Annotated in this window: 13 protein-coding genes; 5 read left to right on the plus strand and 8 right to left on the minus strand. The window is 72.3% G+C overall.

Annotated features, from left to right (window positions below):
• Window positions 1-80: 80 nt before the first annotated feature.
• From ACIRQ7_RS25800 to ACIRQ7_RS25810, 3 genes are all read right to left on the minus strand, one after another.
• Window positions 81-362, minus strand: coding sequence for a hypothetical protein (locus ACIRQ7_RS25800; protein WP_404265078.1), 282 nt, complete (start codon window positions 360-362; stop codon window positions 81-83).
• 193 nt (window positions 363-555) lie between these two features.
• Window positions 556-1,461 carry a zinc-binding dehydrogenase gene (locus ACIRQ7_RS25805; protein WP_404265079.1) on the minus strand — a complete coding sequence of 302 codons (906 nt, stop codon included), beginning with the start codon at window positions 1,459-1,461 and terminating at the stop codon, window positions 556-558.
• 883 nt (window positions 1,462-2,344) lie between these two features.
• Complete coding sequence (locus ACIRQ7_RS25810) at window positions 2,345-3,883, minus strand: CehA/McbA family metallohydrolase (protein ID WP_404265080.1); 1,539 nt, start codon at window positions 3,881-3,883, stop codon at window positions 2,345-2,347.
• Between the two features lie 177 nt (window positions 3,884-4,060).
• On the opposite strand from ACIRQ7_RS25810, the gene ACIRQ7_RS25815 reads away from it, so the two are divergent.
• The 3 genes from ACIRQ7_RS25815 to ACIRQ7_RS25825 all read left to right on the plus strand — a co-directional run bounded on the left by ACIRQ7_RS25815 (window position 4,061) and on the right by ACIRQ7_RS25825 (window position 8,362).
• Window positions 4,061-4,885, plus strand: a complete 825-nt coding sequence (locus tag ACIRQ7_RS25815) for a TIGR03619 family F420-dependent LLM class oxidoreductase (protein WP_404265081.1) — start codon at window positions 4,061-4,063, stop codon at window positions 4,883-4,885.
• Between the two features lie 213 nt (window positions 4,886-5,098).
• Complete coding sequence (locus tag ACIRQ7_RS25820) at window positions 5,099-5,500, plus strand: VOC family protein (RefSeq protein WP_404265082.1); 402 nt, start codon at window positions 5,099-5,101, stop codon at window positions 5,498-5,500.
• Between the two features lie 204 nt (window positions 5,501-5,704).
• Window positions 5,705-8,362 (plus strand): bifunctional FO biosynthesis protein CofGH, encoded by a 2,658-nt coding sequence (locus tag ACIRQ7_RS25825; RefSeq protein ID WP_404265083.1) that lies wholly within the window; start codon window positions 5,705-5,707, stop codon window positions 8,360-8,362.
• A 51-nt stretch (window positions 8,363-8,413) separates the two neighbouring features.
• Here ACIRQ7_RS25825 and ACIRQ7_RS25830 read toward each other — a convergent pair whose 3' ends face one another.
• A complete protein-coding gene (locus ACIRQ7_RS25830) occupies window positions 8,414-8,668 on the minus strand; it encodes a hypothetical protein (protein ID WP_066931369.1) in 255 nt (84 codons plus the stop codon).
• A 113-nt stretch (window positions 8,669-8,781) separates the two neighbouring features.
• Complete coding sequence (locus tag ACIRQ7_RS25835) at window positions 8,782-9,741, minus strand: D-2-hydroxyacid dehydrogenase family protein (RefSeq protein WP_404265084.1); 960 nt, start codon at window positions 9,739-9,741, stop codon at window positions 8,782-8,784.
• Window positions 9,742-10,006: 265 nt separating this feature from the next.
• Between ACIRQ7_RS25835 and ACIRQ7_RS25840 the strand changes: the two genes are divergently transcribed.
• Window positions 10,007-11,128: an ADP-ribosylglycohydrolase family protein gene (locus ACIRQ7_RS25840; protein ID WP_404265085.1), complete on the plus strand. Its 1,122-nt coding sequence runs from the start codon at window positions 10,007-10,009 to the stop codon at window positions 11,126-11,128.
• 77 nt (window positions 11,129-11,205) lie between these two features.
• Here the strand turns inward: ACIRQ7_RS25840 and ACIRQ7_RS25845 are convergent, their stop codons facing one another.
• From ACIRQ7_RS25845 to ACIRQ7_RS25855, 3 genes are all read right to left on the minus strand, one after another.
• The gene (locus ACIRQ7_RS25845; RefSeq protein ID WP_403673241.1) at window positions 11,206-12,801 is read right to left on the minus strand and encodes a sodium:solute symporter family protein; all 1,596 of its coding nucleotides are present in this window, start codon (window positions 12,799-12,801) and stop codon (window positions 11,206-11,208) included.
• Window positions 12,802-13,237: 436 nt separating this feature from the next.
• Entirely contained in the window at window positions 13,238-14,023 is a 786-nt protein-coding gene (locus tag ACIRQ7_RS25850) for an SDR family oxidoreductase (protein WP_404265086.1), read from the minus strand.
• A 128-nt stretch (window positions 14,024-14,151) separates the two neighbouring features.
• The gene (locus ACIRQ7_RS25855) at window positions 14,152-15,363 is read right to left on the minus strand and encodes a PLP-dependent aminotransferase family protein (protein WP_404265087.1); all 1,212 of its coding nucleotides are present in this window, start codon (window positions 15,361-15,363) and stop codon (window positions 14,152-14,154) included.
• A gap of 227 nt (window positions 15,364-15,590) precedes the next feature.
• Between ACIRQ7_RS25855 and ACIRQ7_RS25860 the strand changes: the two genes are divergently transcribed.
• Window positions 15,591-15,962: a hypothetical protein gene (locus tag ACIRQ7_RS25860; RefSeq protein WP_404265088.1), complete on the plus strand. Its 372-nt coding sequence runs from the start codon at window positions 15,591-15,593 to the stop codon at window positions 15,960-15,962.
• The last annotated feature ends 18 nt before the right edge of the window (window positions 15,963-15,980 follow it).

The following is a 15,980-nucleotide window of genomic DNA, read 5'->3' on the forward strand; positions in this document are numbered from 1 at the left end:
GAGGGGAGGCCGCCGACCGGGGCGGGAAGCGGGGTCCGGTTCCCGCCCCGGTTCCCGCCCCGGTCTCTGCCGTGCGGACGTCAGTTGGCTTCCCTCCCCTTCAGCGGGGTGTCGGTCGAGCCGGCGACGTTGCTGCCGAAGGTGGCCTTCGGGGCCGCGGCCGTCCCCAGTCGGCGTGGGGTGGACGCGACCGCTCCCCGTGCGGTGGTGTCGCCGGAGCTGCCCGGCAGGGACCACGCGGCGCCGCTGTGGCCGTTCTCGCCGGGTGCGGACACCGCGAGGTCGGCGTTGCCGTCCTTGCCGAAGTCCGGCAGACGGGTGTTGCCGCCGAACAGGTCGCCCGCTTCGACGGCCCCCGGCACCCTGCGCGGTGTCCCTGGTCGCACACCTGCGAACCGGTGCCGCTCAGCCCCTTCGCGGAACCCTTCAGCAGCACCGTGGCACCGGCCTGCTTCTTCGTGCCGGCCGCTTCTCCCTCTGTGCGGCTGATCCGCCGGACCTGGCAGGTCAGTTGACGGTCCGCTCAGTTGGCGGACCGCTCAGCTGACGGACCGCTCAGCTGACGGTGAGGACGGCCTTGCCGCGGATCTCGCGGTCGAGGAGGGCGAGGGCGGTCTTGCCTGCCTCCTCCCAGCTGGCGACCCGGTCGACGCTCGGCTGGAGCCGGCCCTCGGCCAGGAGGCGGACGAGGTGGCCGAGATCGGCACCGGTGTCGCCGCCCGCCTGGATGCCCACGAGGGTCAGGCGGTTGAGGACGAGTTGGTAGGGCTGGATCGGGGTCGGCTCGCCCGAAGTGGCGCCGATCGAGATGACCTTGCCGTCGGGAGCGATATGGCCGAGCAGCTCGGCGAGGAGGGAGCCACCGACGTTGTCGAGGACCACGTCGACCGGGGTGTCGATCCCTTCCGCCCCGGTCAGGACGTGGTCGGCGCCGAGCGCGGCCAGCCCCGCACCGCGGGCCGGGCTGCCGACGAGGGCGTACACCTCGGCGCCCGCCAGGTGGGCGAGCTGGACGGCGAAGCGCCCCACGCCACCGGACGCGCCGGTGATGGCGACACGCTGTCCCGGTCGGACGCCGGCGGTGCGCAGTGCGCGGAGCGCCGTGAGTCCTGCCACGGGGAGCGCGGCGGCGTCGGCGAAGGTCACCGCGGCGGGCAGCACGGCGAGTTCGCCGACCGGGACGGCGCGCAACTCGGCCCAGCCGGCGTTGAGGCCCCAGGTGACGACGCGGTCGCCGGGCTGGGGGCCGCGGCCGTTGGCGGCGGCCCGCTCGACCACGCCGGCGGCATCCCAGCCGGGGACGGTCCCTTCGGCGGCGTCGTCGGACTTGGGCAGCTCGCCGTAGTTCAGCGAGATCGCGGCGATCTTGACGAGCGCTTCATCGGGGCCGGGAACCGGGTCGGGAACGGTGCCGAGGGCGAGACGGCCGGCGGCGGAGTGGTCGACTACAAGGGCGCGCATCGTAAATCCTCCTCATGGGGGCGGAACTGATGTGGTGTAACCGGCGGCAGGCTCCGGTTGTTCCCGCGCGTCGGGGCAGTTCGAGCCATCGGCGTTAGGAGCCTGGCGTTCGGGGCCGGTGCGCGGTGCGCGGTGCGCGGTGCGCGGTGCGCGGTGCGCGGTGCCCGGTGCCCGGTGCCCGGTGCGCGGTGCGCAGTGCCCGGTGCCCGGCGTTCGGTGCCCGGTGCCCGGGGCCCGGTGCCCGGAGCCCGGCGTTCGGTGCCCGTCGTTCGGGGCCCGGTGCCCGGCGTTCGGTGCCCGGTACCTGCTCCGACTGCCGGTTTGCTCCGGCTCCGGGGTCTGCTTCGGCTGCGGTGCTGCTCTGACTCCGGCTCCGGGTCTGCTTCGGCTGCGGGGCCGGCGACGACTGCGGTGCTGCTCCGTTTCCGGGGTCTGCTCCGGCTCAGGGCCTGCCCGGGTTACGGGGCCTGCTCGGGCTCAGGGGTCTGCTCGGGGTTACGGCTCCAGGCCACCGCTCCAGGCCACCGCTCCCGGCTTCCGCGCTCGGCTTCCGCTCCCTGCCTCCGGCCTCGGGCTCCGCTCCTGGCTTCCGCGCTCGGCTTCCGCTCCCGGCATCCGCGTTCGGCTTCCGCTCCCGGCTTCCGCTCCCCGCCCTCCGGCCTCGGGCTCCGCTCCTGGCTTCCGCGCTCGGCTTCCGCTCCTGGCTTCCGCTCCCGGCATCCGCGTTCGGCTTCCGCTCCCGGTTTCCGCTCCCTGCCTCCGCCCTCGGGCTCCGCTCCCGGCTTCCGCCCTCGGCTTCCGCTCCCGGCTTCCGCTCCCGGCATCCGCTCCTGGCTTCCGCCCTCGGCTTCCGCACCCGGTTTCTGCTCCGCCCCCCCCCGGATCAGTCCCGGCGGTCCAAGAACACCGGGTTGGTGAGGGCCGCCATCGGGCCCGGGAGGCCGGGGGTGGTCGCGGGGTGGCGGACCTCGGCGCGTATGTAGGCGGCGTTGTCGGGGGTGGTCTGCCAGGAGACCTTGCCGGTGCCGGATGCGGGGAGGGTGGCGGTGAACAGGGTGCCCTGGTCGGTGACGAAGGAGGCCGTGCAGCCCGGGGCTCCGGAGACGGTGAGGTGGGCGGTGGCCTTCGAGGAGCGAGGTGCCTCCAGGCGTCCGCCGATACCGGCGTGTTCGCCGCGCTCGCCGGTGACGGTGAGGGAGAGGTCGATCTTCGAGGACTCCGCGATCCAGACCCGGCCTGCGCGGATGCCGTCCTGCACGGCGCGGCGGGACAGGTCGTCGGCCAGCACGACGGTCTGCGGGAGGCCGATGACGTCCGGGTCGCGGTGGGCGTCGCTGTGGCCGACGGCGGGCAGCCAGGCGGCGCGGCCGCGGGTGTGGGCCACCAGGGTGTTGTCCCACTCGGCGAGGGTGATCTCGTCATCGGGGGTGTACGGGCCGTTCCAGACCTCCACGGCGTCGGCGTCGTTGAGCCCGAACTTCCAGTTGCAGCCGATGCAGGTGGCGTGCGGATGGGCCGGGATCACCAGACCGCCGGCCCGGCGCACGGCGCGGGCGTACGTGCCGAAGGCGTTGTCGCGGGCGCGGTAGCGCCAGTCGATGAAGACGCCGGGGTCGGTGCCCATCGCCACGACGTGGCCATTGCGGGTGGTGATCTCCTCGCCGGTGAGAATGAGCAGGTCATCGCCCCAGAGGTGCTCCCAGGCGCGGTGCGAGGACGTGGTGTTGTGCTCGGCGGTGGTGAGGAAGTCCAGCCCGGCGGCGCGGGCCAGTGCGGCGATCTCGGCGGGGGTGCGTCTGCCGTCGGAGTGCACGGAGTGCACGTGATTGTCACCGCGGTACCAGGCGCGGCCGCGGCCCCGGGCGCGCTCGGGAGGGTAGACGGGCACCGGAGTGTGGCCCCGGGGGCCGTACCGGAGGGTGATCGTGACCTCGTAGGCGAGGCCCTGGGGCGCGACGGTGTACGGGCCGAGGGCGAGGTGCCAGGTGCCGGCGTGGACAGGGCCCGGGAGGTAGCCCGGAGTGGCGTCGTCGGCGCGCAGGAAGAACTCCGAGCGCGCCCCGCCCGACCAGCCGCGGAAGCCCGCGCCGCCCAGGTCCGTGCCCCGCTCGTCGAAAATGCCGATGTCGCAGGCGTTGCCGGCGGTGCCCTCGGGGACGGTGGGCCTGTCGTAGCGGTAGGAGACGGCGATCTCCCGGACGCCCTCGGGCACTTCGACGGGCAGATAGACGAAGTCCGGCGCGCCCACGGGCAGATGGCCGGTCACCGTGCGGCGCTGTTCACCGCCGGTGCGGCCGCCGCCCTCGTCTTCCGCCGGGCCCCCGCCCGCGGGTGCTGCGTCGGCGAAGCTCACAGCTTTGAGCGTAAGCGCGCCTGCCGCGCCCGCAACCGCCGACAGCCTCAGAACGTCACGCCGGTCCATTCCCGTCCCCCCAGGCATCGGATGGATGTGTCGTCGCGTATCGGTGCGTATCCGCCTCGTGTCCTCGCGTGAAAACTGTTGTACGCGGGTGTGACACGGAGCGAAAGGCCTGTGGATAACCGGCGGTCGGTAGGGCAACATTCGGTGCCCACACGCCTTACGCGGAGGTGTTCCCGTATGCGGATCGCGACCACGATCTTCCTGACCGACGAGACGATCCGGCCGGACCGGCTGGCCCGTGAACTGGAGCAGCGCGGCTTCGCCGGGCTCTATCTCCCCGAGCACACCCACATCCCGGCGAGCCGGGACACCCCCGCCCCCATGGGGGAGCCGCTGCCCCGCGAATACGGCCGGACCCTCGACCCGTTCGTGGCGCTCGGCCAGGCCGCCGCCGTCACCGAGCGACTCGGGCTGGGCACCGGCATCACGCTCGTCGGCCAGCACGACCCGGTCGGCCTCGCCAAGCAGATCGCGACACTCGACTTCCTCTCCGGCGGCCGCTTCACCTTCGGTGTCGGCTACGGCTGGAACGTCGAGGAGGCCGCCGACCACGGAGTGCAGTGGTCCACCCGGCGCGAGCTGACGCGCGACCGGGTGGCGCTGATGCGCGCCCTGTGGGCCGACGAGCCCACGTCCTACAAGGGAGAGTTCGGTTCGGTACGCGCCTCCCTGGCGCACCCCAAGCCCGTGCACGGCGCACCGCGCACCCTGATCGGCGGCGCGGCCGGCCCCAAGCTCTTCGGGCAGATCGCCGAGTACGCGGACGGCTGGCTGCCGATCGGCGGCCGGGGGCTGGCCGAGAACCTTCCGGTGCTGCGGCAGGCATGGGCGGACGCCGGGCGCGAGGGCGCGCCGGTGGTGGTGCCGTACGCCGTGCGCCCGTCGGCGGGGAAGCTGGCGCACTACCGCGAGCTGGGCCTGCCGGAGGTGGTACTGCAACTGCCGCCGGCCGGGGAGGCGGAGGTCCTGCGGACGCTGGACGACTTCGCGCAGTATTTGTGACACACCCGGCCTGATCCCAACGGCCTGATCCCAACGGCCTGACCCCGACGGCCTGATCCAACCGAAGGCCCTAGGACCATCGGTGTACCGACCGCGCGGCAGGTAGGTACCCGGGACCGATCCCCGGTGGGCCGGCCGGTCGTAGCGTCGAGCGCGACGTACCGCACCGCACGGGCGGTGCGTCACGCAGACCTACGGCCCAAGGAGATCCTCATGCCGCGACTCGACCACACGATCGTGCACAGCACCGACCGTTTCGCCTCCGCGCAGTTCCTGGCGGACCTGCTGGACGCCCCCGAGCCTCAGGCGTTCGGTCCGTTCGCCGCTCTCCGGCTGGACAACGGGGTGGCCCTGGATTACGCGGAGCATGTCGCCGCCGGGCGGGACTTCCTGCCCACGCACTACGCGTTCCTGGTGACGGAGGAGGAGTTCGACGCGATCCTTGCCCGTATAGAGGCGCGTGAGCTGCCGTACTGGGCGGACCCCCGGCACACCCGGCCCCAGGTCATCAACACCCTGGACGGCGGCCGTGGTCTCTACCTGAACGACCCGGACGGCCACAACATGGAGTTCCTGACCCGGACCTACTCCGACGAGCTGCTGAACAGCATGTAGCGGCCGGCGCGCCGCTGCGGCGGGGCCGGGACCGCTTCCTGTTCCCGCCAAGGGCCGCCAAGGCCTGCGAAGCGTGCGGGGCGCCGCCACCGGGAAGTGCCCGCCCGCGGTACGGAGGGAACCTCCGTCTGACGTGATCAGTGGCACACCGGACGCCGGTTGCCGGACGGCGGCCTTGTCGGCGGGCGCTCGTATGCTCGGAGGATGACTTCCAGCGCGCAGGGACCTGACCAGGGATCCGACCGAGGGACCGACCCCGGGACGGCCGCCGACCGCCCGGCGCCGCCGACGGCGAACGCCATGCGCCGGGCACTGCGGCGCGCCCGCGACGGCGTGGCGCTGGATGTCGTCGAGGCCGCGGTGCTGCTCCAGGCCCGCGGCGATGACCTGCGGGACCTGTGCGCCTCGGCCGCCCGGGTGCGCGATGCCGGCCTGGAGGCGGCCGGCCGCCCCGGCGTCATCACGTACTCCAAAGGGGTGTTCATCCCCCTCACCCGGCTCTGCCGCGACAAGTGCCACTACTGCACCTTCGTCACCGTCCCCGGCAAGCTGCGCCGCGACGGCCACGGCATGTTCCTCTCGCCCGACGAGGTGCTCGACATCGCCCGCCGCGGCGCCGAAATGGGCTGCAAGGAAGCGCTGTTCACGCTCGGCGACAGGCCCGAGGACCGCTGGCCCGAGGCCCGCGAATGGCTGGAGGCGCACGGCTACGACGACACGCTCTCCTACGTACGCGCCATGGCCATCCGCGTCCTGGAGGAGACCGGGCTGCTGCCGCACCTCAACCCCGGCGTGATGTCCTGGACCGACTTCCAGCGGCTCAAGCCCGTCGCGCCCTCCCTGGGCATGATGCTGGAGACCACCGCCGAGCGGCTGTGGAGCGAGCCCGGCGGCCCGCACCACGGCTCGCCCGACAAGGAACCGGCCGTCCGGCTGCGCGTCCTGGAGGACGCCGGCCGCTCCAACGTCCCCTTCACCACCGGGTTGCTGATCGGGATCGGCGAGACGTACGAGGAGCGCGCCGAGTCGATCTTCGCGCTGCGCCGCGTCCAGCGCGCCTACCACGGCATCCAGGAACTCATCATGCAGAACTTCCGCGCCAAGCCGGACACGGCGATGCGCGGAATGCCGGACGCCGAGCTGGAGGAGCTGGCCGCGACGATCGCGGTGGCGCGGCACATCATGGGTCCCTCGACCCGCATCCAGGCCCCGCCGAATCTCGTCGACGGGGAGTACGAGCTGCTCATCGGCGCCGGCATCGACGACTGGGGCGGCGTCTCCCCGCTGACCCGCGACCACGTGAACCCCGAGCGCCCCTGGCCGCAGATCGACGACCTGACCGCGCGCACCGCCGGCTGCGGCTTCGAGCTGCGCGAACGGCTGCCGATCTACCCCGAGTTCATCCAGCGCGGCGAGCCCTGGCTCGACCCCCGGCTGGTGCCGCACGTCCGCGCGCTCGCCGACCCGGTCACCGGCCTGGCCGTCGAGGACGCCGTCGTCGAGGGCCGCCCCTGGCAGGAGCCCGACGAGGGCTTCTCGATGAGCGCCACGGGCCGTACGGACCTGCACCACACCATCGACACCGAAGGCCGCACCGCCGACCGCCGGGACGACTTCGACGAGGTCTACGGCGACTGGGAGGCGCTGCGCGAGGCCGCGGCCCCCGGCATGGTGCCGTCCCGCATCGACGCGGACGTCCGCCAGGCGCTGAAGCAGGCAGCCGACGACCCCACCCGGCTCACCGACGACGAAGCCCTGGCCCTGCTGCACGCCGACGGCCCCGCCCTGGACGCGCTCTGCCGCATCGCCGACGACCTGCGCAGCGCCACGGTCGGCGACGACGTCACCTACATCACCACCAGGAACATCAACTTCACCAACGTCTGCTACACCGGCTGCCGTTTCTGCGCCTTCGCGCAGCGCCGCACCGATGCCGACGCCTACACCCTCTCCCTCTCCCAGGTCGCCGACCGCGCCCAGCAGGCCTGGGACGTCGGCGCCGTCGAGGTCTGCATGCAGGGCGGCATCCACCCCGACCTGCCCGGCACGGCCTATTTCGACATCGCGCGGGCCGTCAAGGAACGCGTCCCCGGCATGCATGTGCACGCCTTCTCCCCGATGGAGGTCGTCAACGGCGCGACGCGCACGGGCATGTCCATTCGCGAATGGCTCACCGAAGCCAAGGCCGCGGGTCTCGACACCATCCCCGGCACGGCCGCCGAGATCCTCGACGACGAGGTCCGCTGGATCCTCACCAAGGGCAAGCTCCCCACCGCCACCTGGGTCGAGGTCATCAAGACCGCCCATGAGCTGGGCATCCGCTCCTCCTCGACGATGATGTACGGCCATGTCGACCAGCCGCGCCACTGGCTCGGCCACTTCCGGGTGCTCGCCGACATCCAGCGGGAGGCGCTGGCCAAGGGGGTCGAGGGCTTCACGGAGTTCGTCACTCTCCCGTTCATCCACACCAACGCCCCCGTCTACCTCGCGGGTATCGCCCGGCCCGGCCCCACCACCCGCGACAACCGCGCCGTGACGGCCATGGCGCGGCTGCTCCTCCACCCGTACATCACCAACATCCAGACCAGCTGGGTCAAGCTCGGCACCGAGGGCGCCGCCGAAATGCTGCGTTCCGGTGCCAATGACCTCGGCGGCACCCTCATGGAGGAGACCATCTCCCGTATGGCGGGGTCGAGTTACGGCTCCTACCGCTCCATCCAGGACCTGATCGCCATCGCCGACGCGGCGGGCCGCCCGGCCCGCCCCCGCACCACGACCTACGGACCGGTCACGGACGAGCGGCAGTCCGCGGCGCTCGCCTCGGACGGGCATCTGCCGGAGCTGCTGCCGGTACTGGAGTAGCCGACGGTGCGAGGAGGCGGCGCGGGGGCGGATGAACTGCCCCCGCGCCGCCTACTCCCCTTCGTACTCCGACTCGTGCTGCAGGATGCACTGCTGCCATTGCGACAGTGCCTCCTCGCGGTCGCCCCCGCTGTCCTGGGCGGCGACGATCAGCGCGTCGGCGGCCATGGCGGCCAGCCGCACCGCGATATGACACACGTCGCGCTGCGGGAGCGGACGGAGGAGTTCCACCGCACCGTCGCTGTCGCCGGAGAGCGCAGAGGCGACGACGGCCATGGTGGTGCGATCCCACTCGTACTCGGACATGGGGGAAGCATGCCCCGCAGGCGGCCGCCGCAAGGTCGAACGCGTGACTGGCTCCGGCCGGACGCATGACCGGCTCCGGCCGGACGCGTGGCGCGCGGCCGATCCGGGCCGGGTCAGCCGAGCTGCCGTACCGGAGTCCCGGCCAGGTAGGCGGTGATGTCCTCGACCGCCTGCTGGAAGTAGCCCTCGTAGTTGCGCCGGGTGACATAGCCGAGGTGCGGCAGGGCGAGGACGTTCGGGAGGGTGCGCAACGGGTCGTCGGCGGCCAGTGGCTCGTGGTCGAAGACGTCCAGGCCGGCGCCCGCGATCCAGTTCTCCCGCAGGGCCCGCAGCAGCGCCGGCTGATCCACGATGGCCGCGCGCGAGGTGTTGACCAGATAGCCGGTGGACCGCATCCGGCGGAGTGCGTCGGCGTCGAGCAGGCCGCGGGTGCGGTCGCCGAGAACGAGGTGCACGGAGACGAAGTCGCTGGTCTCCAGCAGCTCTTCCTTGGTGGCGGTGGCGGTCACCCCCGCCTCCGCGGCGCGTTCGGCGGTCAGATTCCGGCTCCAGGCGACGACGTCCATGCCGAAGGCCTGACCGATCCGGGCCACCCGGGTGCCGATCTTGCCCAGGCCCAGCAGCCCGAGCCGGCGGCCGTGCAGATCGGTGCCCAGGGTGGACTGCCAGGGGCCGCCGGTGCGCATCGCGGTGCTCTCGGCGACGACGTTGCGGGCCAGGCCGAGGATGAGTGCCCAGGTCAGTTCGACGGGCGGTTCGGTGTTGCTGCCCGTACCGCAGACGGTGACGCCGTGCTGGGCGGCGGCGCTCAGGTCGATGGATGCGTTGCGCATCCCGGAGGTGATGAGCAGCCGGAGGCGGGGCAGCCGGGCGAGCAGCGAGGCCGGGAACGGGGTGCGCTCGCGCATCGCCACGACGATCTCGCAGTCGCCGATCGCCTCGACGACCTCGTCCGCGGAGCGGAACGGCAGACCGAGCGTACGGACGTCCACGGCGCCGTCCAGAACGGACCAGTCGGCCAGGGTGAGGGCGACGTCCTGGTAGTCGTCGAGTACGGCACAGCGCAGCGTCATCGTGGGTGCTCCCGGGGCGAGGTGGTGGTGGACGGCGGGTGGACGGCTCGCGGCGGCAGGGCGTACGCGTCGGCGGGACGGGTACCGATCGGTCGCGTACCGAGCAGACTTCTACCGATCGGGACCGTACCGGTCAAAAGCCGCCCCGAGGGTGACTCTTCCCAATGCGATCCCGGCCCTAAGTTGATCATTCAAGGTCGATTACAGTGCTGCGCCAGGGGCGTCCGCAAGGCCCCGGGACGTGGTGAGCTTCGGGAGGGGCGCAGTGAGTACAGCGGCAGGCAGCACCGCTATCTGGGGCCGCGCCGAACAGCAGGACTTCCGCAGCCGGGTACGCGGCTGCCTGCTCGGCGGCGCCATCGGCGATGCGCTCGGCGCGGGGATCGAATTCGATGCCCTCGACGCGATCCGCGAGGCACACGGGCAGGACGGGGTGACGGACTTCGTCCCGGCCTTCGGGCGGCGCGGTGCGGTCACCGACGACACCCAGATGACGCTGTTCACGGTCGACGGACTGATCCGCGCGCAGGTCCGCCGCGACACCGGCGCCTGGCACCCGCCCACCGACGTCCACCGCGCCTACCTGCGCTGGGCCGCCACCCAGCGCGACTGGGGCCCGGACGAGCGCAACCAGGACGACGGCTGGCTCGCCCGCGAGGAGTGGCTGTACTCCCGGCGGGCGCCCGGACGGGCCTGCCTGACCGGCCTGGGCGACGAGGTGATGGGCACCCTCGACAAGCCCAAGAACGCCGACTCCAAGGGCTGCGGCGCCGTGATGCGCTCCGCGCCGTTCGGCCTGCTGGTCGGCTGGGAGCCGCAGCTGGTCTTCCAGCTCGCCGCCGAGTGCGCGGCCCAGACGCACGGCCACCCCACCGGCTACCTGGCGGCCGGCGCCTTCGCGGTCATCAGCCACTCACTGGCCCGCGGTGAGGACCTGGACGGCGCCGTCCAGAAGGCGCTGGCGCATCTGGCGACCCGCCCCGGCCACGAGGAGACCACCGACGCCCTCAAGCGCGCGCTCGGCGCCGTACGGCAGGGCATGCCGACGCCGTCCCGGGTGGAGTCGCTGGGGGAGGGCTGGACGGCGGAGGAGGCGCTGTCGATCGGCGTGTACTGCGCGCTGGTCGCGGAGGACATCCGGCACGGCCTGCTGCTGGCCGTCAACCACAGCGGCGACAGCGACTCGACCGGCGCGATCTGCGGCAATCTGCTGGGCACACTGCACGGCGAGACGGCGTTGCCGCCGGTGTGGCTGGTCGAGCTGGAGGGCCGGGACACGATCCTTCAGCTCGCCGACGACTTCGCGCTGGAGATGACCCAGGGCCCCGCCCTGCACGGCCCGGCCGGCTCGGCGCCGGGCTGGCTGGCACGCTACCCGCGCGCGTGAGCCCAGGGCGGGGCCAGGCACGCGCCCGGGGGCGGGGCCGGCCACGGACTCCCGCACCCGGCCCCGCCCCCGGCACCTCACCGGCGCTTCGGCGCCTCACCCTCGACGCCCCCGGTGTCCTGCACCCCGGCGCCCGGCGCCGCCTGCGCGGGAATCGGCACCTCGGCCGCCCGCGAACCGTCGCTGTCGTCACCGGAGTTGATACGGGCCAGCAGCGCGTCCCGCTCCGGTGTGGCCTCCGGCCTGATGAGGCCGATGAGGATGAAGAGGACCAGTGAGGTCGCGACCGGCGCCACGATCTGGATCTGCAGCTGGACCTCGCTCAGCCCGTAGTTCGTCAGCCAGAAGGCGAACAGTCCGGCCGCCCAGGACGTCAGCGCCGCCGTCGGCCCGGACCGGCGGAACATCGGCAGCATGCCGAAGAGGAACGGGATGGAGATCGGCCCGACGAGCCCGGCCACCCACTTGATGACGACGGTGATGATGTCCTTGAAGGTCGGGGAGTTGACCTGGGTCGCGATCGCCATCGACAGGGCCAGGAACGACACGGTCGACAGCCGCGCGGCCAGCAGCCCCGCCCGGTGGGACCAGTTGCGGGCCTTCTCGCCCAGCTTCGGCAGCGCGGGCGCGATATCGCGGGTGAAGACCGCGGAGATGGCGTTGGCGTCCGAGGAGCACATGGCCATCGTGTGCGAGAAGAAGCCGACGATGACCAGGCCCAGCAGGCCGTGCGGCAGCAGGCGTTCGGTCAGCAGCGCGTACGAGTCGGAGGCGTCCGGCTTCTGCGCCTTGACCAGCAGCGGCGCCACCCACATCGGGAAGAAGAGCACCGCCGGCCAGATGAACCACAGTGCGGCCGACAGGCGCGCCGAGCGCTTGGCCTGCTGGGCGTTGCGGGTGGCCATGTAGCGCTGGGCCTGATTCCACATGCCGCCGCTGTACTCGAAGGTCTTGATGAAGAGATAGGCCAGCAGGAAGGTGAGCGTGTACGGGCCGACGGTGGGCTGGGTGTGGGAGTCCGGCAGCTTGTCCCACACGGTCCACAGCGAGCTGAAGCCGCCGAGCTCCCCCATGACGGTGACCAGCATCGCGATACCGGCCAGCAACTGGATGATGAACTGCCCCAGTTCGGTGAGCGCGTCCGCCCACAGCCCGCCGACCGTGCAGTAGATGCCGGTGATCACCCCGGTGATGAGGATGCCCTGGTTGAGGGACATGCCGGTGAACACGGACAACAGGGTGGCGATGGCCGCCCACTTGGCGCCCACGTCCACGATCTTCAGCAGCACACCGGACCAGGCGAGCGCCTGCTGCGTCGGCACGTTGTAGCGGTTCTTGAGGTATTCCAGCGGTGAGGCGACGCCGAGCCGCGACCGCAGCCGGTTCAGCCGCCCCGCGAACAGCTGGGCGCCGATGGCGATACCGATGGCGATGGGGAAGGACCAGGTGACGTAGGAGGTGATGCCGTATTGGTAGGAGATACCGGCGTAGCCCGTGAACATCACCGCGCTGTAGCCGGACATGTGATGGGAGATGCCCGACAGCCACCACGGCATCTTGCCGCCCGCGGTGAAGAAGTCGCTGACGTCGTCCACGCGCTTGTGCGACCACACACCGATCGCGATCATCACGCCGAAGTAGCCGATGAGCACGGCCCAGTCGAGACTGTTCATGCCCCCTCCAGGGGTCCGCCTTGTGAACGTGGAATCACTTCGCCGTGACGTCCTGTGGGGCGGGGCCCCGCGCGGGAGCGGGGACTTGGGGGATTGAACCGTCCATCGAGCGGCCCGGTCAAGAGTCAACGCGGTCACGGATGTGAATCAGGATCAGCAAAGCGAACGATTTTGCTTTCTCTTGACCCACGGGGCCGTTGTCCCGCCCGTGCCGCCGAACCCACGATGAACGGACACTTCGCCGGGCGCCGATCGCCCGAACGTCACCACAGCACACCCGAGTACGCGCGATCGCCACCGTCGCCCGCGCGCGAGTCGCCCGGGAGCGGGATCCCGCGCGGCCGGGCAGGGCGCACCAGGAACGGAAGGGGAGCGGGAGAGGGGAGAGCAGGGGGGAAGGGGAAGCAGCGGACGGATCAGGGGGGCGAACCCCGCGTCAGCGCATCAGCTCGCCCGCGTTGACCAGCAGGGACTGGCCCGTGATGGCGCGCGCCCGGTCCGAGGCCAAAAAGACCGCGGTCTCGGCCACATCGGCGTCCGTCGCCAGCTCCGGCAGCGCCATCCGTTCGGTGAGCCGGCCCAGCACCTCGGACTCCGCGACGCCCTCGGAATGCGCGGTGAACCGTACGTACGCCTCCACCGGCGGGCCCCACATCCAGCCCGGCTGCACGGTGTTGACCCGTATCCGGTCCGGCCCCAGCTCGCGTGCCAGCGAGTACATCGCCGAGACCAGGCCGCCCTTGGACGCCGCGTACGCGGCCTGCTGCACCTGCGAGGGGGCGGCGAGCGACGACTGGGTGCCGATCATCACCACCGAGCCGCCCCCGCGCGCGGTGAGCGAGGGCAGGCAGGCGCGGGTCATCCGCAGCGTGCCGAAGAGGTTCACGTCGACGACATCGGCCCAGGAGTCGAAGTCGGCGTCCCGCAGCCCGCCGAAGAGGGAGTCGAGGGCCGCCACATGGATCACCGCGTCGATGCCGCCGAACCGCTCCACGGCGAGCGCGACCAGCGCCTCGCACTGCGCCTCATCGCCCACATCGGTCGCCCGCCAGACCGTACGCGACCCCGAAGGGTCGATCTGCGCCGCGGACTTGGCGAGGTTCGCCTCCGTGCGGGCGCCGAGAGCGACGTTCGCGCCGTCCCGTACGCAGGCCGCGGCGACCTGGTGGCCGAGTCCCGCCCCGACGCCCGAGACGAGGACGGTCTTGTTCCGCAGCAGCATGCGTGCCTCCCGGAGATGCCCCGACGGCCAGAGCTGACGATGTGTCAGTGCGGCGTCAGGGTAGGCCCACCGGGCCGGTAAGTGAAGGCCGCCGACGACACCGGCCGACCGGCCCGGGGCCGCGCCGCTCACCCCTCCCGGTGCGCACCCCGCAGTGCCACCGACAGCCGCTCCAGGCCCTCCCGGATCTCGTCCGGGGAGTGCGTCACGAACGACAGGCGCATGGCCGAGGCGTCCGGCGGCCCCGCGAAGAAGGGTGCGCCCGGGACGTACGCCACGTCATGCCGCAGCGCCTCCGGCAGCAGCGCCGTCGCGTCGTGCCCGTCCGGCAGTGTCGCCCACACGAACATCCCACCCGACGGGCGGTTCCACCGCGACCCGTCAGGGAGCGCCGCGGACAGCCCGTCGACCAGCGCGTTCCGCCGCTCGCGGTACGCCTCGCGGACCCGCTCCAGATGCGCGTCCAGGTCCGCGACCGCCAAGTACCGGGCCACCGCGGCCTGGTCGATCGTCGAGGTGTGCAGATCGGTGGCCTGCTTGGCGATGACACAGGCACGCCGTAGGGCGGCCGGCGCACGCAGCCAGCCCAGCCGCAGTCCGGGCGCCATCACCTTGGAGAACGAGCCGAGCAGCGCCGTACGGTCCTCGGCGCCGGGGAACCCCGCGATCCACGGCACCGGCTCCCCTTCGAAGCGCAGCTCGCTGTACGGGTCGTCCTCGGCGATCCACAGACCGCGCCGGGCCGCCACCTCGGCGACCGCGGCCCGCCGCTCGGCCGACAGCGTCCGGCCGGTGGGGTTCTGGAACGTCGGCACGACGTAGAGCAGCTTGGGGTGTTCACGGGCCGCGATCTCGTCCAGGGCGGCCGGGTCCAGGCCCTCGTCGTCGGTCGGCACCGGCACCACCCGGGCGCCGGCGAAGGAGAATATCTGCAGTGCGGCGAGATAGCAGGGGTCCTCCACCAGCACCACGTCGCCCGGTTCGAGCAGCGTCCCGGCCAGCAGCGACAGGCCCTGCTGGGACCCGGTGGTCACGATCAGATCGTCGGCGTCGGTGGCCAGCCCGCGCCCGCCCGCCCGCGCCGCGACGGCCGCCCGCAGCGCCGGATCACCCTCGCTGGTCGAGTACTGCAACGCCCGGTGCGGGTCCGCGCTCAACACCTGCGCGAAGGCGTCCGCGATGCCTGCCGCGTCGAACAACGCAGGAGCGGGCAGCCCCCCGGCGAACGAGATCACCTCCGGCCGGGCGGTGAGTGCGAGCAACTCCCGTACCGGTGAACTACCGGTCCGCGCCGCACGGGCGGCCAAAGGGGGGACGGGGGTGGAAGAGGTCTTCAGCATGGCAGTCCCATCGTTCGTGCCGAGCCCACGCCGGGGAGGTGAACGGAGGTTAACGCGGCCGGCCGGGGAAGAGCAGGGGTGCCCGCATGGTGAGCTCCGTCGTGCGGGAACCCGGAGGAGGATGTCCGCCGGTCCGGCTACGGTGGCGACCGGAGCGCATCGCGTCGAATGGGGGCACGGACATGGATCCTTTGGTGGTCGCTGCGGGAACGGCCTTGGTGAGCAGCATGGCGACCGACGCCTGGCAGCACGCCCGGGATGCGGCGGTGACGCTGTGGCGCCGGGTGCACCCGGAACGGGTGCCCGCCGTCGAAGCCGAACTCGGCGAGGTCCGGGCCGAGTTGCTCGCCGCCCGCGAGGAGGGCGACGTCCAGGCCGAGGAAGAGCTCGCCGCCGACTGGCAGCGCCGGCTGCGCAGGCTGCTGCGGGACGACCCTTCGCTCGCCGATGAGCTGCGCCGCGTGCTCGACGAGGAACTGAACCCGCTGCTGGCCCCCGGCGACCAGGTGCAACCCGGATCGGTGCAGATGAACGCGACCGCCTCCGGTCACGCACGCATCTATCAGGCGGGCGGCCACCAGACCATCCACGAGGCGTGAGGCGAAGCCGTACGAGGC

This window comes from Streptomyces sp. NPDC101393, assembly GCF_044767385.1.
Lineage (GTDB): Bacteria > Actinomycetota > Actinomycetes > Streptomycetales > Streptomycetaceae > Streptomyces.